The following is a 21,534-nucleotide window of genomic DNA, read 5'->3' as shown; positions in this document are numbered from 1 at the left end:
TACTCTGATATTCAATATGCCCTTGAGGAACGTCAATTATTGCAAAGCTGGGAAGGCTTTGACGGACCAACTTTACGCATACGATAAGCTTCGCCAAAATTCAACAAAAGGTTTTGAACTGCTCAAGATACAGGTGCGTCTAAAAAAGTGTTCAAATTCGAACAGACCAACCGGGGGAGCTAAGAAGTATGCAGGAAAGCAATAAGCAAAGGTATTATATGCATGGATTGGATGGAATAAGAGCACTGGCGGTTCTTGCCGTCATCGGCTACCATCTGAACTGGGAGTGGGCATCAGGAGGTTTCTTGGGGGTAAGCGTATTTTTTGTGCTATCTGGCTACCTGATCATGGATATGTTGTTGGAAGAGCGTAGAAAGCACAAAAGAATCCGTTTAGGCCGGTTTTGGATACGCCGAACCCGGCGATTGCTCCCAGCCATGTTGTCGATGATAGCCGCTGCCGCCATCTATCTTGGGATTACGGACTTTCATCGGTTACAGGCCCATCTAGGAGAATTCGGTGCAGCAATAACCTATACAAGCAATTGGTATAACATTTTTCATCAAGTTTCATATTTCGAAAGCTTTGGCCCCCCGTCCCCGTTAGGACATCTTTGGTCACTTGCGATTGAAGAGCAATTCTATCTCGTGTGGCCTCTATTACTCGTCATCTTGAGCAAGCTGATTAACCCAACCCGCGGAAAGCTTCTTTCCATAACGTTGGTTGGCGCTATTCTCTCTTTTATCGCGATGGTCCTGATTTACGAGCCGGGCACTGACCCCAGCCGGGTATATTTGGGGACAGACACAAGAGCATTCGGTCTCTTGATCGGTGTGTCTCTCGCCATCCTATTCCCAAGCGCTGGAATTGCTTCATTGAAGAAACGGAATCAAATATGGATAGACCTAACTGGCACAATTGGACTGATGGCCCTCATTTATATGTTTATTTGGGTAGAAGAATATGATCGATCGCTATACTACGGCGGCATGCTGCTGATTTCAATTATATCTGCCTTCGTCATTATGGCAGCAGCCCGGCCAACTGGCGTCGTGAGCAAAATATTGAGATTCAGACCTTTGCTCTGGATCGGCAGACGGTCTTATTCCATCTATCTTTGGCACTTTCCGGTGATTCTTTTAACGAATCCTGTTGATCCTAATACGCCTAGTAACTATACGCTCCAATTTCTACAATTGACGCTTAGTATTTTGCTTGCTGCGATGTCCTATTCGCTAATCGAAACTCCTTTCAGAAGCGGGAACTGGCGCATATGGACCCAATGGTTTCGACATCCCTGGGCTAGATTAGCGCTACTCGTTCTCATGCTTATCTGCGCCTCCATTACATACACGAGGTTTACAACGGAGGAAGCCGCTCTATCCAAAGAATCGGCAATTTCCGTCGAGACGACAACGCTCGCCTCTGCCAAAAAGCCAGAGAACATCAGCCCTGCCGTTAGTTCGCCCGAAGCTACTATTTCACAAACGGCTCATTTCGCCAATAAAGTTACCACCCATAATCCTATAGCACAACCTGACTTGAATGCACCAAGTCCGACACCACCCCCTGAAGCTAAGCGTTCCGCCGCCTCGACAAGTCCCGTCCCAACGTCTACGCCGGGTGTTACGCTGCCGCCGGATTCGACAAGTGCTGTCCAGACAGCTGATCCAAAGGTAATACAACCGGCTGAGTCCGAGAATGAGAATGCTCCAGGTGGTGGTGCTTCAAAAGATGTCAATCTCACCAATAATGAGAAAACAATAGCCACATCGAAAACATCATCGGAGAGCAAATTAGGAACGCTAAATCCAACTGTGACAGCGATCGGCGATTCGGTTATGCTTGGTGCTGCAACCGTACTGGAAAAAAAGATTGCCGGGATATTCGTAGACGGGAAATTGGGCAGACAAATGTCTCAAGCTGCCGATTTGGTTGAAGAAATCAAAACCAATAAGAAACTTGGCGGCGTTGTCGTCATTCACCTCGGAACGAACGGATCCTTTACGTCCAGTCAGTTGGAACAACTGATTGCGGCAATCGGAGAGAAGCGAAATATCATTCTGATCAATACGCGCGTTCCCCGCAAATGGCAAAGTGCAGTAAACAACATGTTGGTTGAAGCAAGCAAAACATATCCGAATGTCAAACTCGTTGATTGGTATTCTTACAGTGAGAAGCAATCGGAATGGTTTGCGAATGATGGCGTTCATTTAACAACCAAGGGGGCCGAGGCTTACTCCGAGCTTATTATGAATGCTGTCTCGTCCAAAAAGTAGAGAACGTCAAAACAGCCCGTTGATCATGTCAACGGGCTGTTTGCTATAAGGCTGGCTCAAGAGCTCCTTAGTACGGAACCCTAGCTGACGCCGACCGGCGTTCTGTCCGACGATATCTTACTCAAGGCTTCCCCGGCTTCGTCCTCAAAGCTGCCGCGCACCGCCAAGTCGCCGATTGCGACAATGCCGACGAGCTCGCCGTTCTCAACGACCGGCAATCGACGGATCTGTTCTTTCGCCATGATTTTAGCCGCTTCTTCAATCGAAGTGTTCGGATCAATGGTGGCAATGTCCTTCGTAATCACCTGATCCACTGCCGTTGAACCCGAGTGCTTCTCCGCATAGCCGCGGACGACGAGGTCACGGTCGGTTACAACCCCGATGAGCTTCTTGCCCTCAACCACAGCCACGAAGCCGATGTCGTGCTGTTTCATTTTGACCGCGATCTCGTAGACGTTATCCTGCAGCGTGACAGTCACACAATCTTTGCTCATGATGTCTCTAACCGTTTTGCCTGCCATGTCCATAATCCCTCCTTGAAGTTGTGTTACAGGGTTAGCATTCTCCATTGGAGGGACGGCATTCATTCCATATAATCCAAAGCCATACCGAGCAGCAATCTCGCGGCATTCAACATCGAACGTTCATCGATATCGAATTTGGGATGGTGATGAGGATAAATAATACCCGCTTCCTCATTGCCGGCGCCAACGAACATATAGCAGCCCGGACGATGATGCAAATAATAAGCGAAGTCCTCTCCGGCCATAATAAGCGGAGATTCATGGGTTGCTTCCGCGCCGAACAAGGCAGTGCCTACTTTGAAAAAGCGCTCGGCTTCATGGGCGTCGTTCACGACAGTGGGATAGCCCAGCTTATAATCCAATTGGTACGAAGCCCCGTACATCTCGCATGTAGCTTGTACAATGCGTTCGAACCGCTGCTTCACATCCTGCCGCAATTCGGCGTTGAACGTTCGGACCGTGCCGTTCAACACGCTCGTCTCTGCTATGACATTAAAGCTGGAGCCTGCGTGGAAGGAACCGACGCTTACGACGCACGGCTCAATCGGATCTACTTGCCTGCTCACGATGGACTGCAGATTGACAACCAATTGCGAAGCGACATAAATGCTGTCAACGGTTTGGTGGGGCAAGCCGCCGTGACCGCCTTTACCTTGGATCTGAATCGAGAACTCGTCCGGAGCGGCCATGAAAGGACCTGGTCTGCCATACACATGGCCAACCGGGAACGGCGTCCACAGGTGTACGCCAAACACAGCGTCGACACCTTCCAGAGCCCCGTTCTGAATCATGGCATCCGCGCCGCCCGGAGTGATTTCTTCGGCATGTTGGAAGAGAAACACCAAATTCCCTTTCAGCTTGGTCCGGTGCCGGCTTGCCACCTTGGCAATGCCCAGCAGTGTCGATGTGTGGGCGTCATGCCCGCAAGCATGCATAATGCCTGCGGTCTTGGACGCATAGGCGCAATTCTTCTCATCCTGGATCGGCAGAGCGTCCATGTCGGCCCGGAGCGCAACCGTAGGTCCGTCACCGCTGCCGCGCAGCAGCCCTACGACACCGTTGCCGCCTACGCCCGTGCGAACTTCAATATTCCAACTGCGCAAATGATTCGCGACGAATTCAGCCGTCCGGTATTCGTGAAAGGAGAGCTCGGGGTTCTGGTGCAAGTAGCGCCTCCAGGCGACCATCTCTTCATAAATGGCTTGCAAGTCCGTTTGAATTTCGTTCATATGGTAAATCCTCCGCCCGTTGTTGGTTCTTGCTTTGGTTATTGAACCTATTCTACCAAATTAATGCTGCCGTTTCATCTCCAAAGTGCCATCAAATATTAGAAATTAGAAGTCCTTCTCGACTTGCACAACTTTTGGAAACATACTATCATGAATAAAGAATGCATACGTACAATATGGAGGCGTTATAAGTGATTATTGAAGCAACTGGCTTAAAAGGCTTGAAAAGCGATCTGGCTCATCTGGATGAAGTAACGACGAAACTCGGTTTTGTTCGTTGGCAATGGGAATACACTCGTGCTACTTATGATTTCAAAATGGAAGATAAAGCAAGCAAATCCGTCTACTTCTTGCGTGTCAACACACGTGTCGAAAGCGGCAAACTGGAATCTCCTTATGCGATTTTGTTTGTAGAAGATGCTTACATAGGAAGAGAAACATTCCCGCACGGGTTGGATTACAATTCCCCTGTTCCGGATGCTGTCATGAAACTATCCAAACAAAAACTAGATCAATTGAAGCAAGCGTTAGCCGAATAGGCGAGGATACAGCATGAATCCACCTCGAAGAGGAACGCCGGATTTTCTGCTGCTTCTACTAACCTTTGCACTTGTTTGCTTCGGACTCGCTATGGTTTTCAGCGCAAGTTCAATGACAAGCGCCTATTACGGAGATCCGTGGGCCTTCACGAAAAAGCAGCTCATCGCGGTGTTCATTGGAACGGTCGGCATGTTCTTTTGCATGAACCTCCATTACACGAAGCTGAAGAAGCTCGTGATTCCTGCTTTCTTCCTTGTCGTGCTTGGTTTGATCTTCGTTATTTTTACGAGCGAAGCGAACGGAGCATCCAGCTGGTTCACACTTGGCAAATTCGGCATCCAGCCAACGGAATTTGCCAAGCTGATCGTGATTCTCTATCTGGCTTCCCTCATCAGCAACAAAGATGAGAAGTTTCGCAATTTCAAAAAGGGACTGCTTCCCGCTTTGATCATTGTCGGCTTCGTATGCTTCTTGATCATGCTCCAGCCGGACTTAGGCTCCTGCATGATTCTATTCGTTTGCTCCGCCATCGTCATTATGGTCGGAGGCTCGAATCTGAAGCACATCTTCCTGCTGGGGACAAGCCTAATTACGCTGGCCGCCGTCGGACTGTCCCTTTATATGTTAAAGGGCGGATCGGACAGCACGAACTACCGGATTAACCGGCTGACCTCGTTCATGGATCCTTTCTCGGACCCGCAAGGCTCGGGGCACCAGGTGGTGCAATCGCTGTATGCGTTCGGGCACGGCGGCTTGACCGGCGCAGGCTTCGGACAAGGCATTCAGAAGCTGCATTACTTGCCTGAAGCGCACAACGACTTCATTTTCGCCATTATCGGCGAGGAGTTAGGCTTCATCGGAAGTTCCCTATTCATTCTGGTCTTTATTTTCTTCATCTGGCGGGGAATTCTGATCGCGGTGCGCTGCCCCGATATGTTCGGTATGCTCTCCGGCGTCGGCATCATGGTGATGTTCGCTTTCCAGGCGTTCATTAACATCGGCGGTGTTACAGGGACGATCCCGCTTACCGGGGTAACCCTGCCCTTCATATCGGCCGGCGGTTCCTCCATGATGGTATCGCTTATCAGCATGGGCGTCATCCTCAGCATATCGCGGGAGCAATCGCAGAAAGAAGCGCCTCCTGCCAAAAAAAGACCCTAATCGACTTCGCATTCGATTGGGTCTTTTTTTTATTTGACGCGATGAGGATCGTCCACTTCGGTGTTGTTGTCTTCTTTGAAGGCAACGCCTTCCACCTTCACATTCACTTCGACCACCGTTAATCCGGTCATATTCTCAACGGCTTCCCGCACGTTCTCCTGGAGATCCCTGCAAACGTCCTGAATGCGTGAACCGTAGTTTACGATGACGCGCAGATCGATCGCCGCTTCGACTTGACCCACCTCGACGGAGACGCCGCGCTGTACGTTCTTACCGCTCAGACGCTTCGCCAAGCCTTCGGAGATGCCGCCGGACATACCGGCGATGCCAGGTGTTTCCAGAGCTGCAAGACCTGCTATGGTGGATACAACATCATCAGAAATACGAATTAAGCCGGTTTGATTGTCTTCAGCCATATGTATCAACTCCTAACGTAGGATCATTGAACGGGGCCCCAAAGCCTCTCCGCTCAGGTATAAATCTATTGTAATAAGTTCAATACATGAAAGCAAGAAATGCCCAAATCGAATTTACTTTAAAAGCCAAACTGGGTATAGTAAGAAGAAGTTAAAAGGTTTCCATACTTTAGGAGTCGGAGGGTGTACATTGAAGGGTAAATTGTTTTACGCAGGTTTAATCATTTCTTTTGTGGCAACGGCCATTGCGCATTACATGCATGTGAACACGACCTGGCAATTCGTCATTGCCTGTATCGCGATTATATTTGTTGCCGGCTTCTTGGGCAAAGCGACGGAAAGCGTAGCTCATTATGCAGGCGAGCGTGTAGGCGGCTTCCTGAACGCCACGTTCGGCAACGCAGCCGAGCTCATCATCGCCTTCTTCCTGGTGAAGGACGGCTTGTATGACATCGTCAAAGCCAGCCTTACCGGCGCGATCATCGGGAACCTGCTGCTTGTGCTGGGACTCAGTATTTTTGCAGGCGGACTGAAGTTCAAGGAGCAGTCATTCAATGTGAAGCTCGCTTCCCATAACTCTTCCCTGATGATTCTCGGTGTCGTTGCGCTCTTCATTCCCGCTATCTTCACCGGGGGTTTGACGACCAAAGAAACTTCGAGCATGAGCATGATCGTCGCCATTCTGCTCATAGCCGCCTACATCCTATGGCTGATCTTCTCCATGATTACGCACAAAAGCATTCTGTCCGATGAAGCCATCGAACACGGGGAAGCGGCCTGGTCCAAAACGACTTCGATTCTGTTCTTGGTGCTGGCTACGGTGATGGTGGCTTTTACGAGCGAATGGCTGGTCGGCACCTTAGAGGAAGTCACGCATAAGTTCGGATTCTCCGAGCTGTTCGTCGGGGCCTTCCTTGTGGCGATCATCGGCAACGCGGCCGAACACAGCGCTGCCGTCATGATGGCCATGAAGAACAAAATGGGCGCTGCCGTCGAGATCGCCATCGGAAGCTCCCTGCAAATCGCGCTGTTCGTAGCTCCCGTGCTGGTCATTGCCAGCTTCTTCATCAGCGGCACGCCGATGAACATCGTCTTCACTACATACGAGCTCGCCGCAATCGGGGTTGCCGTCTTTATAACGAAGTCCATTACGCAGGACGGTTCGACGAATTGGTACGAAGGACTGCTGCTGCTCGTCGTCTACATCATCCTGGGCGTCGTGTTCTTCCTCGTCTAGCGTTTCAATCCACAAAAAAAAGTAACCCAGCGATGGGTTACTTTTTGTTATTAAGCGCTTCATATAGCTGAGCAAGATTACGTTCAAGCTTGCTGAGGATTTGTTTGCCCGGCAGCTCGGAGATGAGCCCCGCCCGAATGGCAAAATCAATCTCTCTAGACAGACCGTACATTTGCGTATCTAGAACTTCTTCATACAGCGGGCATTGACGCGTCGTCAAGTTTTCCATCTGTACTTCGATCAGCTTCTCGATTTTATCTGCATCTTCTTGAAGAAGATTTAGCGCCTTTTGATTCATGTCCAGCAATAGATCAGATGAAGACATTCCACTTCCCCCTATACGCATAGTCATCCGTCCTTATATGATCTATATTAAGCGAAATTGCGCCAATATACAAGAGAAGGTACCCTCAGAGATTCTGAGAGTACCTTCATCCGGAGGTTGGACTAGTCTTCTACAACGTTAACCCCGAGTTCGTGTTTAGCAAAAACTTCAGCCATTGCGATTTTCGCTTCTTGTGCATCCGGCCCATGAACGTGCAAATCATATGTACTTGAGCTCAAAAGCGTTGTGAACAAGCCTAAGATACTCTTCACGTCGATATACTTATTATCGTATTGGAGAACGATGGATGATCTAAATTTATTAGCTGTTTGTGAAATTTCAACAATTGCTGCATTGTTAGCACTTGGCATATTTCATTCCTCCATTTATTTGCATATGAGTTAGTCGCCTTGCTTTCTATATGATAACTTGGATAGGTGATAAAGCGCAACTAGAAAATTTCCTTCATTCTCCAATAAGAGAGCGCTTTATTTGGTCTTTGGCGCCAGCGCCCGCTTTACCCCGTTTCCAATGAAAATCAACACGATCAAAATGCCCAAGAGGATGAGCAGCCGCCCTTTGTACTTATGGAAATGAAACAAATCATGGGCGATCAATGACTCCAGGAACACAATCGGCAGTTTCCCCAGCACCGTTCCCCACAGGAAATGCGTAAACCTGATTCTCGTCAGCCCTGCAGCGAAATTAATCGCCGAAGAAGGCAATACCGGAATGAGCCTGCCTAACAGCACATACAGGAATCCCCGGCGTTCCATCCGGCGGCTGAACTGCGTAACGAGCGGGAATCGTTCCAGCTTCTTCTCGACCCAGGCATGTCCGTAATAACGGGCGAAATAAAACGAAGCGACGGCTCCCAGAACGGACATCACATAATTCACGAGAAATCCAACCTCTATCCCGAAAATGGCGACATTCGTTCCTGCGACAAGAACAAACGGGATAAAAGGAAAAAACGTTTGGCCGAAAATTAAGGCCATCCCGATGATTTTACCTGTCCAACCCAGATCCCTCAAGTGATCAGCCAGTTGACGCATATTGCTGTGAGCCAGCTTAATGCCGATAGGGTTATAGAAGAAGAAATAAATCAACCCAGCAAGTAAAACAAGAACACATAAAATTGAGAGAATCCGCTTTTTTCTGACCACTGACAAATTTCGACCATCCTTCCCTTAACCCAACTATTGTAACATGTTACCGTTAGTACAGGAAGAGAAAAGTAGCACGAACCTGCATCTAGCATGCCCTCTTTCCTCCGAAATATGAAAAATAAAAACCACCTGCCTGCCGGCAAATGGTTATATGCGTTATTAACCGACCTGAATCTGGTTACGGCCATTATTCTTCGCTTGATATAGCGCCATATCGGCGCGGTAGAACAAGGATTCTACGCTGATCTTGTCCTCTTCCCAATTCCAATCGGAGACACCGCAGGAGACCGTCACATGCGGGTCGGTCTCTTCCATCACCCGCGTGCGAATCCGTTCGGCAATGCGAATGGTCTGATCCTTGGCGACTTGAGGCAAGTACACGGCTAACTCCTCTCCGCCCCATCTCGCCGCGATATCGCTGTCCCGAATGCTGGTCTTAATAATCTGGGAGACCTGAATCAAGATTTCATCACCGATCTGATGGCCGTGCGTATCGTTGATCCGTTTGAAATTATCGATATCCACCACAATCAGGGAGCCGCAGAAATCTTTCTTCTGCAGGGCATTAGCCTGTTCATCCAAGTAATGGCGGGCATACAGCCCCGTCAAATTATCCGTAATAACCATGCGCTTCACTTCCGCATGCAGCGACGCATTCGTCATGGCCAGACCGATATGCCCGGAAAGCACCTGCAGCAGCTTGTAATTATCGTAGGAGAAGAAATTCGGCTTGCTGTGGACGACGAGGATGACACCTTGCACCTCTCCGTTCACCAGAATCGGCGAACCGATCAAGGATCTCGAATTCGTCAGCTGCATCAGCCTGGACTTCACTTTGTTGTTCGACCAATAATCCGAGATGATAACCGGTTCTTTCGTACGGTAGATCAGACCGGAAAAGCCTTGATCCATAGCGAAGGACTCATGAATAATAGCCGGCAAATTCGTCGCTTGAACGATCAGCTTGTCCTTCTGATCTTTGTTCGTTTGCAGAATGCAGCTGTAATCGGCACCGAAAATGTGTAACAGCTCCGCAGAGGCCGAGCTGAAAATTTCGTTCAACCTGAGGCTCTGATTCAGCTGCTTCGTAATCTCGTTAATTAAACGCAGCTCGTTGATCATCAGATTGGATTGCTCGTACAGCTTCGCATTCTCGAAGGCTGAGCCGGCCGTATCCGCAAGCAAAGAGATGAATTGCAGATCGGAAGCATGGATCAGATCGTGCTCGAATTGCATGTAGAGCACGCCGTAAACGCCTTGTTTGCCCGATAACGGAGCGGCTACCTTGCCCGTGCTGGGACCTTCGCTGCCGGGTGTCGGCTCGAAGATCACGGTGCTTTCCATAAAAGCCCGGGTACAGATATCGTTCTCAATACTCTGAAAATTCAACGGCTTCACGGACAAATTCGTCGAGTCATTATCTTGTGACAGCAGCAAATCCACCTGCATAAGCGGGTATACCCGGTATAAGCATTCGATGGCTTCCGTCAAAACGGAATCGACGTCAATCTTCGCATGAAGCTTCTTGGAAGCTTCGAACAAAATATCGTGCTTCTTGAAATCCAGCTCGCGCTGTTGATGCTGGAGCAGCAGCAGATCGTATCTGCGGCGGTCTTCAATGCTCTGCACACAGCTGTGAAACGAAATGGATAATGTATATAATAATTGAGCGAGCTCATCTATATCATCGTGCAATTGGGAAAATAGTCCCAAAAAAGCGATTGGCTTTCCATGCGGATTCAGGATCGGTATGGCCGCTCCCTGCGTTGTCAGCAGCTGGGAGGATCCCATTTGCGCGCCGGACATCGTCTGCAGGCTCCGCATCTCAGCGCTGCGGGCAATCGGATTATCCAATCGGTCCGTGAAGCTCCATGATGTACCCGTTTGCAATAAATCGTCCAAGAACGGGGTATCATGCGAGCAGGCATTCATCACGCGGAGATCGCTGCCTGCGCTTAAGAACGCGGTTCGCGGCGGAAGCATGGCTTGTCCGAACTCATAGATCCAATACTCGAAGGCGTCTTGAAGCGCTTGATGGCAATGCCATTCTTCATAGGAAAAGTTGCTAGAAAGAACAAGTCCTTGCCGAATAAATGCTTCGAAGTGCTCTGCCGGGCTATGCTGTTTCATACTACGAAGTGATTCACTCATAGGCTCTCCTCACTACCAAACGTAGTCCTATTGATCCAGTACAAAATGTATACTTCGTAATCATACTATTTTTCTGCCCGCATTGCACGACATTTTCAATTCCAGACGATGGATTCAGACTTGACACTTGCCGTCGTTTTTAATAAAATAAGAAGTCGAGTAACACCAAGATTACGGTGAATGCCATTTGTGATCACCCTCACTGCTTTTGCTCCTGCCAAGACAGCGGCTGAACTACTCTTGACAGGGAATTACACATGATGATTCGTTAGCAAAATCAGGCACTTGTCTTCACCCTGACATCTAGATGCTTTCTACTAAACTATTTGTAAAAAGAAGGAGTTTTTCCTAAATGTCACGTTATACAGGACCTAAGTTCAAATTAAGCCGCCGCGTAGGTATTTCCTTGAGCGGTAACGGCAAAGACATGAAACGCCCATTCCCTCCAGGTCAACACGGCCCAGGACAACGCAAAAAAATGAGCGGCTATGGCGTTCAATTAAACGAAAAACAAAAACTTCGCCACATGTACGGTTTGAACGAGAAGCAATTCCGCAACTTGTTCGACAAAGCTTCCAAATTGAAAGGTATTGCCGGTGAAAACTTCATGGTTCTGCTTGAGAGCCGTTTGGACAACCTGGTTTACCGTCTTGGTCTTTCCAACTCCCGTGCAGGCGCACGTCAACTTGTTTCCCACGGTCACGTGACTGTGAACGGCAAGAAAGTGGATATCGCTTCCTACATCGTTTCCACTGGCGACGTGATTGCACTTCGCGAAAGAAGCAAAGGTCTTTCCGCAGTGAAAGAAGCTCTTGCTAACCGTAACCACCTGCCAGCTTACCTGGAGTTCAACGATGCAGCTGTAGAAGGCAAATACATCCGTTTGCCAGAGCGCGCTGAGCTTCCACAAGAAATTGACGAGAAACAAATCGTCGAGTTCTACAGCCGTTAATAAAAGCAAACCCCTTAGGGATTTCCCTGAGGGGTTTATTTTTTTGTATCTATTTGAATTGCGCCAGGTAATAGTTCTTTTTGCCGCGGCGAATGACGAGATACGTCTCCCCCAGCCTGCCTAGATCTTGGGCTGCCGCTTCAAGCGACGTTACCTTGACGCCGTTGACGGTCACCGCGCCGCTCTCGATATCTTGACGGGCTTGACGCTTGGATGGCGCTGCACCGACGGCAATAAGCAGATCCACCAATGCGATATCCTCCTGCTCAATCACCGAGGAAGGCACATCTTTGAAAGCTTCCTCGATCTCTTGACGGGACAGCTCCTGAATATTACCGCTGAACAGGGCGGCCGTAATGTTCAGCGCGCTCTCCAGCGCCTCACCGCCGTGCACCAGCTTCGTCACTTCACGGGCAAGCAGCTTCTGCGCTTCCCGCTTCTCCGGCTGTGTCTGCACTTCAGTTTCCAGACGCTCGATCTCTTCATGGCTGATGAAGGTGAAATACTTCAAGAAACGAATAACGTCGGCATCCGCCGTACCCAACCAGAACTGGTAGAACTGATAAGGGGACGTTTTGTTCGCATCGAGCCAGATCGCTCCGCCTTCCGTTTTGCCGAACTTTTGCCCGTCGCTTTTGGTAACGAGAGGCAGCGTGACGCCGTAAGCCCGGTTCTCGGTCGTCTTGCCGATGAGCTCTAGACCGGCGGTAATATTGCCCCATTGATCGCTTCCACCAATTTGCAGAGAGCAATTCTTCGTTTCATTCAGCTTCAAGAAATCGTACGATTGCAGAATCATATAGCTGAATTCTGTGAACGATATTCCTTTGGAAATCCGGGAATCCACCGAATCTTTGGCGAGCATGTAGTTCACTGTGAAGTTTTTGCCTACATCGCGCAGGAATTCGATCACATTGAGCGAGCCGAGCCAATCGTAGTTATTCACCAGCTCTGCGCTGTTGTCGAGCTCCGGCGAGAAGTCCAGGAAGCGCGATAGCTGCTCTTTGATGCTTTGCGACCAAGCTTGCACCGTCTCTGGACCGTTCAGCGTTCGCTCGTTCGCTTTGCCGCTCGGATCGCCAATCAGACCTGTGCCGCCCCCAACGAGCGCCAGCGGAATATGTCCGGCCTGTTGAAACCGTCTCAGCGTCAATATAGGCAGCAAGCTGCCGATATGCAGGCTGTCCGCCGTCGGATCGAACCCGCAGTACAGCACGACCCGCTCTTCGCTAAGCTTCTTGTCTAAACCTTCGCGGTCCGTAATTTGATGCAGCAAGCCGCGAAACTCCAAATCTTTCAAAATCGACATGTCCATCCATCTCCTTGTCTCGTGTAAACGCAAAAAAGCCTTTCATCCACAAGGGACGAGAAGACTTGACTCGCGGTACCACCCTAATTAAAACAGCAGTTACGTACCTCTATATCCGAAGATCGGATCTGTACGGCTGACTATTTTCACTCTGTGGCCTATAACGGGGCTTAACCGGTAAATACTACTAATGCAGCTCGTTCGGCTGCAAATTCCCACTTACTGCTCCTGACCGTAATTCACTAACCTGCAGGTACCGGTTCGCACCTTCCACCGGCTCTCTGAAAGCATCCGCAAGCTACCTACTGCTGATCCATCTCCGCATTTGATTCCATATATATCACAAATTTCTGCGAATTGTCAAACGGTGCAAGCACGGATTCTTCGTTCATCATTACCGCAGGAAGGGCAATTATGGTATACTATTAGCGTTCATGTAAGGAGGATATCTGAACTTATGCGCAATTTTTTCGCTAAATGGAATCGCCCATGGGTGAGAACAACACTCAAAGTAACATGGATTACGCTAAAATGGACGCTGATTTCCGCATTTCTGGCAGGTCTTGTAGGTGGATTCGCCGCATTCGGATATGTCAGCGCTCTCGTCAAGAAAGACCCGGTTCGCAGTGAAGAAGAGATTCGCCAGCAGATGCAGGAAAATGCCATCACCGGATTCGCTTACTTCAATGACGATACGGTCATTGGACAATTAAGAACCGAAGAAGACAGGCGTCTTGCCCAGCTCGATGACATCCCGCAAGTGCTGTTGGATGCCGTTCTGTCGATTGAAGACAAGGACTTCAACAAACATCACGGGATCGATTTCCGCGGATTATACCGCGCAGTCACGCAGAAGCTGCTGAACGAAGAAGTTCAAACCGGCGGAAGCACGATTACCCAACAGCTGGCCAGACGGGTATTCCTGACCCTCGACCGCGATGACGGCCGCAAGGCAAGAGAATTGCTGCTTGCACTCCGAATGGAGCGGCTCATGTCGAAGGATGAAATTTTGCTCGCTTATCTCAACAAAATTCCTTACGGCAACGGCGCGACAGGCTACAACCTGTACGGCATCAAAGCCGCAGCCAAAGGGCTGTTCGATATTGACGATCTGAGCAAATTGAATGTTGCCCAAGCCGCCTATCTGGCCGGTCTGCCGCAATCCCCTTCGCAATATTCGGCCTTTACAAGCAAGCCGGCGTTCGATGAGGAAGGCTTCAAGAAAGCCGTCACCCGTCAGCAGCTCGTACTGAAGCGAATGTTGGAAGAACAAAAAATAACGAATGAACAATATCAAGATGCACTCAAATTCGATCTAAAAGCGTCGATGCCGCCTGCCGCTCAGAAGGCCTACACGACTTACCCGTATTTGATGATCGAAACGGAGAAAGAAGCCGCTGAAATTTTACTCAAAATTCAGAAGCCCGAACTTGATCCGGTGAAGAATCAAGCCGCATATAACGAAGCTTTGAAAAGTATACATACGCAGCTTCTGCGCGGCGGGTACCAGATCTATACGACGATCGACAAGACGATCTACGATTCCATGCACGAAATTTCGAACAACGACAAGAATTTCGCACCGGACGATCCGAAGAAAGGGATCGAACAGGTCGGAGCGATCATGATCGATTCCAAGACCGGCGCTATCAAAGGCATGATCGAAGGCCGCGACTTCTTCAAGGAGCAGCTGAACCATGCGACGCAAGCGTACAGACAGCCGGGCTCGACCATGAAGCCGATCGCCGCCTACATTCCGGCTCTTGAGAAAGGCGCCATTCAGCCGGCAAGCATCGTGGACGATATCCCGATCATTTTGAAAGACGGCGTCAAAGGCTTCCACCTGCCGGAGAACTGGGATCACAAGTTCCATGGCTTGATGACCGCGCGAAAAGCTTTGAACCAGTCCTACAATATTCCTGCCATTGATATCTTCTTGAATAAGGTGGGAATCAACGATGCTTGGGATTTCGCCAAACAGCTCGGCATCACATCGATTCAGAAAGAAGATTACTACGCACAAACAGGGGTTATCGGCGGGTTAAGCCGCGGTACGTCCGTCAGAGAGCTGACCGGAGCGTATGCAGCCATCCCGAACAAGGGCGTGTTTAACGAAACCTTCATGATTCGCGAAATTAAAGACTCGAACGGCCAGACGATCTATGCCCACGATCAGAAGCCGACCCAGGTCTTCTCGCCGCAAAGCGCCTATCTGATTACCGATATGATGAAAACGGTCATCAGCCAAGGTACGGCCACGGATCTGATGAAGAAATACAAATCATACGGCAAGATCGAGATTTCCGGCAAAACCGGTTCCACGCAGGATGATGCGGATGCCTGGTTCATGGGCTTCAGTCCTGACATTACGGTCGGCGTCTGGATCGGCTACGATCAGCCGATTAACAAGCTATCGTCCAAGACGCTGCAAACGAACCATGCCAAAGATATTTGGGCTTTGATCATGAACAAGACCATTGAGCAGAAGCCGGAGCTTTTCCCTGCCAAAACGTTCACGAAGCCGGATGGAATCGTCTCCGCCACCGTCTCCAGCTTGTCCGGCAAGCTGCCGAGCGAGCTGACGGCAAGCTCCAACCTGCAAGTGACCGATATCTTCAACAAGAAGTATGTGCCGACGGAAGTCGACAACGTGTTGGTCCCTATGAAAATCAGTTCTTATAACGGATTGAATTACATCGCGCAGGATGGCACGCCGGCGGATTTCGTCCAAGAGAAAACGGTCATCAAACGTCAGAAGTCGATCTCCCAGCTGCTCAAAGAAATTCAGGATGCGATGAGCAAGCTTCCGGAGAAGAGCCGCAAGCCGATCGACAACTACAAGCCGACGGACTATGACGACGATGCGCCGTCCGAAATGGACCCGCGGGCTGACGACGGCAAAGAGCCGGCGGCACCTACGAACGTCGCCGTCTCGAAGAACGGCGAGCACGTGACGATCACCTTCCAGCCAAGCAGCGGCGCGGATCTCGTCGGTTACCGCATCTATCGTTCCGACAATCGCGGCAAGTTCCAGCTGATGGGCGGCAAGGTCGTCCTGGCAGGTGACGAAGCGAAATTCAACGATACGATTCCAGCCGCAAGCTTGATGGGCTACTATGTAACCGCCGTCGACGTAGCCGGCAAAGAATCGGCACCAAGCCGTTCCTCCTACACAGACGGCAGCTCGCTAGACTCCTTGTTCGTCCCTTCCGGCGAAGGCACACCGGTACCGGAATCGACGAAGGAGCCTGCCGGACCGTCAGAGTCTCCGGGCACGGCAGCCAAGGACGCTCCGGCCGCGCCAACCGGCCTCAAAGCCAAAGCGGATGGCGCAGGCATTACGCTCACTTGGAAAGCGAATGCGTCCAAAGATAAAGTCAAGAAATACAATGTCTACTATAGCAGCAAAGAGAAAGGCACCTATACGAAGCTCGGTACCGTCGACAACGCGGCAGAGTTCCATTACTACGCAGCGGCCTACAACGGTTACTACAAGGTAACGGCTGTCAACGATTCCGGCGAGTCCAAACCTTCTGCGGCTATTGCTTATAACGATTAAAAAAAGAACCTAGCGGTGTTCGCACCGCTAGGTTCTTCTCATTAATCTTCAATTGTCGATAAATCGCCTGTCGGCAAATTGAGCTCCCAAGCCTTAAGCACGCGGCGCATGATTTTGCCGCTGCGCGTTTTGGGCAGCTTGTCTTTGAATTCAATTTCGCGCGGCGCCGCATGCGCGGACAGCCCTTCTTTGACAAACTTGGAAATGTCGGCCTTCAATTCGTCCGATGGCGTGAACCCTTCACGCAAGGCGATGAATGCTTTGATAATCTCGCCGCGCATCGGATCCGGCTTCCCGATGACGCCTGCTTCCGCCACTGCCGGGTGCTCAACCAGCTTGCTCTCCACCTCGAAAGGGCCGACCCGCTCGCCTGCGGTGTTAATGACGTCATCCACGCGCCCCTGGAACCAGAAGTAGCCTTCTTCGTCCATGTAAGCCGAGTCGCCGGATACATACCAGCCGGTCAAACGGAAGTACTCTTCATATTTGGCAGGATTGTTCCAAATTTTGCGCATCATGGATGGCCAAGGCGTCTTAATGGCCAAGTTGCCCATCCGGTTCGGAGGCAGCACATTGCCCGCATCGTCGATGATGGCAGCTTCCACGCCCGGAATCGGACGGCCCATGGATCCCGGTTTGATCGTCATGGAAGGATAGTTACAGATCAGCTGTCCGCCCGTTTCCGTCATCCACCAAGTATCATGGATACGCTGGTTGTACACTTTAAGTCCCCAACGAACAACTTCCGGATTCAACGGCTCGCCTACGCTGAGCACATGGCGCAGCGAAGACAGGTCATAACCGGCAACCACATCGTCACCGGCGCCCATCAGCATACGGAACGCAGTCGGTGCGCTGTACCATACGGTTACTTTGTATTTCTGCAGCGTATTGTACCAATCTTGCGGACTGAAGCGCCCTCCGCGGATGACATTCGTCGCTCCGTTCAGCCACGGGGCGAAGATGCCGTAAGAGGTACCCGTTACCCAACCCGGGTCTGCCGTACACCAATAAATATCGTCCTCTTGCAGATCCAGTACAATTTTGCCTGTATAGTAATGCTGCAGCATCGCGTTCTGCACGTGGAACACGCCTTTGGGCTTGCCCGTGGAACCCGAAGTGTAGTGAATGATAAGCCCGTCTTCGCGGTCCAGCCACTCAATCTCCAAATCGGTGGACGCTTTCTCCATCTCTTGGTAGTAATCGACATGCCCTGCGGCAGGCTCCACATTGTCCCCTACGACGATAATGTGCTTCAGGTTCGGAAGCTCACTCGCCGGAATGCGGGACAGCAGGCTAGGCGTTGTAATAATCGCGACGGCTGCACTGTCTTCCAAGCGGTCTTTGACAGCGGTCTCCATGAAGGCTTCGAACAGCGGACCGACGACCGCGCCCACTTTGAGTGTGCCCAACAAGGCATAGTACAGCTCAGGCGTACGCGGCATGAAAATAAACACGCGCTCCCCTTTGCCGATGCCAAGATTGCGCAGCACATTCCCGAATTGGTTTGATTTCGCTTTCATTTCGCCATATGTAATCGCTTCTTCTCTTTGATTGTCGCTATAGTAAAGGGCAATTTTATCCTTCTTAGCGGATTCGGCATGACGGTCGATGGCTTCATAAGCCATGTTCACCTTCCCCGTTTCATACCACGAAAAGTTCTTTTCGATTTCTTTCCAGTCGAAGTTTGCATGAGTTTCTTCGTAATTTTTCATGTTAGGATTAGCAGCAACAGCTTCAACGAGTTCAACTTTCATTTGATCCATGTTCGTAAAACCCTCCTCACGTGATAAACCGCTTTCATTTTACTGATGTATTTGAGCAAAATGTGATCGATTTTTGACACATTCTATTATAACACACAGAATTTTTTTCGCCTACGTTTAGTTCGGCTTTTATTTCCAAATAAAATTTGATATAAAGGGACTATGACCGAACGAAGAAGGAATCACTCATCATGCTGTTTTTCAAAAGGAGAGCTAAGGCTATGCAGCATATCAAAATTTATCACGCCATTCGCTTGCAGAGAGCTCCCGATCAGCCAGAACTTATAGTCGAAGGTCCTGTTTCAGCCGAGAGCCTGCGCGCTCTCACCATGCACCACAAATTGGACGCCTTCCGCAGACCTAAGGAGCAGCATGAAGCCTTGGTGGAAATTGCGGAGCTGCCGGAAGGCCGCATTATCATTGCCAGAGACGGTTCGACGATCGTCGGATATGTCACCTTTCATTACCCCGATGAAATCGAGCGGTGGTCGCAAGGCCGCATGCAGGATTTGATCGAGCTCGGAGCGATTGAAGTTGCGGATGATTATCGCTCGATGGGACTGGGGAAGAAAATGATTCGTCTCGCCTTTGAAGAGGAGCAAATGGAAAATGTCATCTGCTTCAGCACGGAGTATTACTGGCACTGGGACTTGGAGAACAGCAAGCTCACGGTCTGGGAATACCGTCAAATGATGGAGAAACTGATGAAAAGCGTCGATATGATCTGGTTCGCTACCGACGATCCGGAAATCTGCTCGCATCCGGCCAATTGTCTTATGGTGCGAATCGGCAAACAAGTGCCGTTAGCTTCCGTCGAGCAGTTTGACCGCATTCGGTTTCAACAGCGCTTCATGTACTAAGTTCGCTGCGGCGAAAGGATTTCTAGGGCTTCAGGCAAGAGGGTTAGCCCATTCGGGGGAATGTGGGATATGAACAAGCAAGCAGCGAGTCCTGTCTTCATCTATGACGATGAAGAAATTCAGTATAAATTTAATGAACAGCACCCTTTTAATCAGGATCGGCTGGTCATGACCGTCGATCTGCTGCGTAAAGCCGGAGCGCTGGATGACAGCATGCTTCGAGCGCCTCGCCCGGCTGCGGAGCGCGAGCTGCTGCGGGTCCACGCACCCGCTTACATCGAAGCGGTGAAAGCGCTTAGCCAAGACGTGCCGGAGGAGCGCTGGATCAAGGAAGCGGCGCGCTTCGGCCTCGACACCGACGACACGCCCTTCTTCCCCGGGATGCACGACATCACGGCGAAGATTGTGGGGGGCTCCATCACGGCAGCGGACCTCGTGATGTCCGGCCAAGCCCCGCATGCGCTCCATCTCGGCGGCGGGCTGCACCACGCCCTGCAGAGCAAGGGCGCCGGCTTCTGCGTCTACAACGACGCTTCGGCGGCGATTGCGCATATCAAGGAGACGTACGGCGCGAAAGTGCTGTACGTCGATACGGATGTGCATCATGGGGATGGCGTACAGTGGAGCTTCTACGCCGATCCCCAGGTATGCACGCTGTCCATTCATGAGACGGGGAAATATTTGTTCCCCGGCACGGGCGCCGTGAACGAACGCGGCGAAGGCGATGCGTTCGGGACAAGCATTAACGTCCCGGTGGAGCCTTACACCGAGGACGAGTCGTGGCTGGAATGCTTCGGCGAGGTGCTGACCGAGACGATCGCCCGCTTCCAGCCGGACGTGATCGTCTCGCAGCATGGATGCGACGCCCATGCGTTCGACCCGCTCGCGCATGTGCACTGCTCCATGCGCGTGTACAAGGCTATGCCCGAGCTGATCCACTCCCTTGCGCACACCTGGTGCGAAGGGCGCTGGGTGGCGCTCGGGGGCGGCGGGTACGACATCTGGCGTGTCGTACCGCGCGCTTGGAGCCTGCTCTGGCTCGTCATGAGCGAGCAGGCGGTGTTGTCCCAGCTGACGGCGCAGCCGCAGCTGTCGCTGCCCCAGGCGTGGCTGGACGCCTGGCAGAGCAAGAGCCCGGTCCAGCTGGCGGACACCTGGCTGGACCCTGCGGATGCCTGGACGCCTATTCCGAGGCGCCAGATTATTACAGAGAAGAACCGGCAGACCAAAGAGCTTGCCATGATGTATTTGAAATAAGCCATCGCCCAAAAAGCTCAGAACCCGCCATCAAGGCGTTTTCTGAGCTTTTTGGGGCTGTTGGGCTTACAGCTGCTTTACGATTTCTTCCACCATTTTGTAGGAATTCTCCGAGGCTTGCACCGTAAATTCCGCGAAGTTCACATGAGCCGATCCATCGGCCTTGTCAGACATCGAGCGCAGCACGACGTAAGGAACGTCATTCATGGAACAAACCTGCGCAACCGAAGCTCCTTCCATCTCAACACAGACGCCTCCGAGCGACTCGTGAAGATCGGCAACCGCCTCGCGGTTGGCGATAAATTGATCGCCCGACAGCACTTTCCCCTGCTTCACTTTGCCTGGGAACAGCTTCTCCCCTGCAGCTGCAGCGAGCTCTACAAGCTTGCCGTTCGCTTCGAAGACTGACTTGGCTTCATAAGGAATGACCCCTCTTGCGAAGCCGAGCGGTGTCACATCCATGTCATGCTGCATGCATTCCGTGGAGACGACCAAGTCCCCGATATTGAGCTCCGGAGCCAGCGCTCCCGCTACGCCCGTGAAGATCACCGCTTCAACGCCGAATTTGTCCACGAGAATTTGGGTGGTGACAGCGGCATTCACCTTACCGACGCCCGTGCGGCACACGACGACTTCCTTCCCGTAATACGTTCCCTCCCGAAACGTAATTCCGGCCTTAACCGTTTCGCGAACATCGGACATATGCGCCACCAAAAGCTCGATCTCTTCATTCATCGCACCGATAAGTGCCAGTTTCTTCCATGTCATGTTATCAATCCTCATTTCGATAGGTATATACA

General features: G+C 50.9%; 18 protein-coding genes and 1 other annotated feature. Of the genes, 8 read left to right on the top strand and 10 right to left on the bottom strand.

Annotated features, from left to right (window positions below; translation table 11 throughout):
• Positions 1–188 precede the first annotated feature (188 nt).
• The gene (locus J2X61_RS10090) at positions 189–2,279 is read left to right on the top strand and encodes an acyltransferase family protein (RefSeq protein ID WP_310187607.1); all 2,091 of its coding nucleotides are present in this window, start codon (positions 189–191) and stop codon (positions 2,277–2,279) included.
• Positions 2,280–2,359: 80 nt separating this feature from the next.
• Here J2X61_RS10090 and J2X61_RS10085 read toward each other — a convergent pair whose 3' ends face one another.
• Entirely contained in the window at positions 2,360–2,800 is a 441-nt protein-coding gene (locus J2X61_RS10085; protein ID WP_274471150.1) for a CBS domain-containing protein, read from the bottom strand.
• A 62-nt stretch (positions 2,801–2,862) separates the two neighbouring features.
• On the bottom strand, positions 2,863–4,032 hold the full coding sequence (locus J2X61_RS10080; protein WP_274471149.1) for a M20 family metallopeptidase: 1,170 nt from the start codon (positions 4,030–4,032) through the stop codon (positions 2,863–2,865).
• 191 nt (positions 4,033–4,223) lie between these two features.
• Here J2X61_RS10080 and J2X61_RS10075 point away from each other — a divergent pair, with 191 nt between their 5' ends.
• Both J2X61_RS10075 and ftsW read left to right on the top strand, forming a co-directional pair.
• Complete coding sequence (locus J2X61_RS10075) at positions 4,224–4,571, top strand: YugN family protein (RefSeq protein WP_274471148.1); 348 nt, start codon at positions 4,224–4,226, stop codon at positions 4,569–4,571.
• A gap of 13 nt (positions 4,572–4,584) precedes the next feature.
• Complete coding sequence (gene ftsW, locus J2X61_RS10070) at positions 4,585–5,733, top strand: putative lipid II flippase FtsW (RefSeq protein WP_274471146.1); 1,149 nt, start codon at positions 4,585–4,587, stop codon at positions 5,731–5,733.
• 29 nt (positions 5,734–5,762) lie between these two features.
• Here ftsW and J2X61_RS10065 read toward each other — a convergent pair whose 3' ends face one another.
• Entirely contained in the window at positions 5,763–6,149 is a 387-nt protein-coding gene (locus J2X61_RS10065) for an Asp23/Gls24 family envelope stress response protein (protein WP_274471145.1), read from the bottom strand.
• A gap of 190 nt (positions 6,150–6,339) precedes the next feature.
• Between J2X61_RS10065 and cax the strand changes: the two genes are divergently transcribed.
• A complete protein-coding gene (cax, locus tag J2X61_RS10060; RefSeq protein ID WP_274471144.1) occupies positions 6,340–7,386 on the top strand; it encodes a calcium/proton exchanger in 1,047 nt (348 codons plus the stop codon).
• 37 nt (positions 7,387–7,423) lie between these two features.
• Here the strand turns inward: cax and J2X61_RS10055 are convergent, their stop codons facing one another.
• From J2X61_RS10055 to J2X61_RS10040, 4 genes are all read right to left on the bottom strand, one after another.
• A complete protein-coding gene (locus tag J2X61_RS10055; protein WP_167064061.1) occupies positions 7,424–7,711 on the bottom strand; it encodes an Fpa/YlaN family protein in 288 nt (95 codons plus the stop codon).
• Positions 7,712–7,833: 122 nt separating this feature from the next.
• Positions 7,834–8,082 carry an HPr family phosphocarrier protein gene (locus tag J2X61_RS10050; RefSeq protein WP_274471142.1) on the bottom strand — a complete coding sequence of 83 codons (249 nt, stop codon included), beginning with the start codon at positions 8,080–8,082 and terminating at the stop codon, positions 7,834–7,836.
• 117 nt (positions 8,083–8,199) lie between these two features.
• Entirely contained in the window at positions 8,200–8,877 is a 678-nt protein-coding gene (locus J2X61_RS10045) for a TVP38/TMEM64 family protein (protein ID WP_274471660.1), read from the bottom strand.
• Positions 8,878–9,039: 162 nt separating this feature from the next.
• Complete coding sequence (locus J2X61_RS10040; RefSeq protein WP_310187604.1) at positions 9,040–11,010, bottom strand: sensor domain-containing diguanylate cyclase; 1,971 nt, start codon at positions 11,008–11,010, stop codon at positions 9,040–9,042.
• 373 nt (positions 11,011–11,383) lie between these two features.
• Here J2X61_RS10040 and rpsD point away from each other — a divergent pair, with 373 nt between their 5' ends.
• A complete protein-coding gene (gene rpsD / locus J2X61_RS10035; RefSeq protein ID WP_274471140.1) occupies positions 11,384–11,983 on the top strand; it encodes a 30S ribosomal protein S4 in 600 nt (199 codons plus the stop codon).
• A gap of 49 nt (positions 11,984–12,032) precedes the next feature.
• On the opposite strand, the gene tyrS is transcribed toward rpsD, so the two are convergent.
• The gene (gene tyrS, locus J2X61_RS10030; RefSeq protein WP_310187602.1) at positions 12,033–13,292 is read right to left on the bottom strand and encodes a tyrosine--tRNA ligase; all 1,260 of its coding nucleotides are present in this window, start codon (positions 13,290–13,292) and stop codon (positions 12,033–12,035) included.
• 48 nt (positions 13,293–13,340) lie between these two features.
• Positions 13,341–13,621 (bottom strand) — a binding site (T-box leader).
• 128 nt (positions 13,622–13,749) lie between these two features.
• Here tyrS and J2X61_RS10025 point away from each other — a divergent pair.
• The gene (locus tag J2X61_RS10025; protein WP_310187601.1) at positions 13,750–16,851 is read left to right on the top strand and encodes a transglycosylase domain-containing protein; all 3,102 of its coding nucleotides are present in this window, start codon (positions 13,750–13,752) and stop codon (positions 16,849–16,851) included.
• A gap of 41 nt (positions 16,852–16,892) precedes the next feature.
• Here J2X61_RS10025 and acsA read toward each other — a convergent pair whose 3' ends face one another.
• Entirely contained in the window at positions 16,893–18,617 is a 1,725-nt protein-coding gene (gene acsA / locus J2X61_RS10020; protein WP_274471136.1) for an acetate--CoA ligase, read from the bottom strand.
• A gap of 221 nt (positions 18,618–18,838) precedes the next feature.
• Here acsA and J2X61_RS10015 point away from each other — a divergent pair, with 221 nt between their 5' ends.
• Positions 18,839–19,477 (top strand): GNAT family N-acetyltransferase, encoded by a 639-nt coding sequence (locus tag J2X61_RS10015; RefSeq protein ID WP_274471134.1) that lies wholly within the window; start codon positions 18,839–18,841, stop codon positions 19,475–19,477.
• Between the two features lie 69 nt (positions 19,478–19,546).
• Positions 19,547–20,734, top strand: a complete 1,188-nt coding sequence (locus tag J2X61_RS10010) for an acetoin utilization protein AcuC (RefSeq protein ID WP_274471133.1) — start codon at positions 19,547–19,549, stop codon at positions 20,732–20,734.
• Between the two features lie 66 nt (positions 20,735–20,800).
• Here J2X61_RS10010 and J2X61_RS10005 read toward each other — a convergent pair whose 3' ends face one another.
• Positions 20,801–21,502 carry a 5'-methylthioadenosine/adenosylhomocysteine nucleosidase gene (locus J2X61_RS10005; protein WP_274471132.1) on the bottom strand — a complete coding sequence of 234 codons (702 nt, stop codon included), beginning with the start codon at positions 21,500–21,502 and terminating at the stop codon, positions 20,801–20,803.
• Positions 21,503–21,534: the final 32 nt, after the last annotated feature.

Source organism: Bacillus sp. 3255 (assembly GCF_031456485.1).
Taxonomy (GTDB): Bacteria; Bacillota; Bacilli; order Paenibacillales; family NBRC-103111; genus Paenibacillus_E.
The sequence above is the reverse complement of the archived record's forward strand: the minus strand, read 5'-3'. Positions and strand labels throughout refer to the sequence as shown.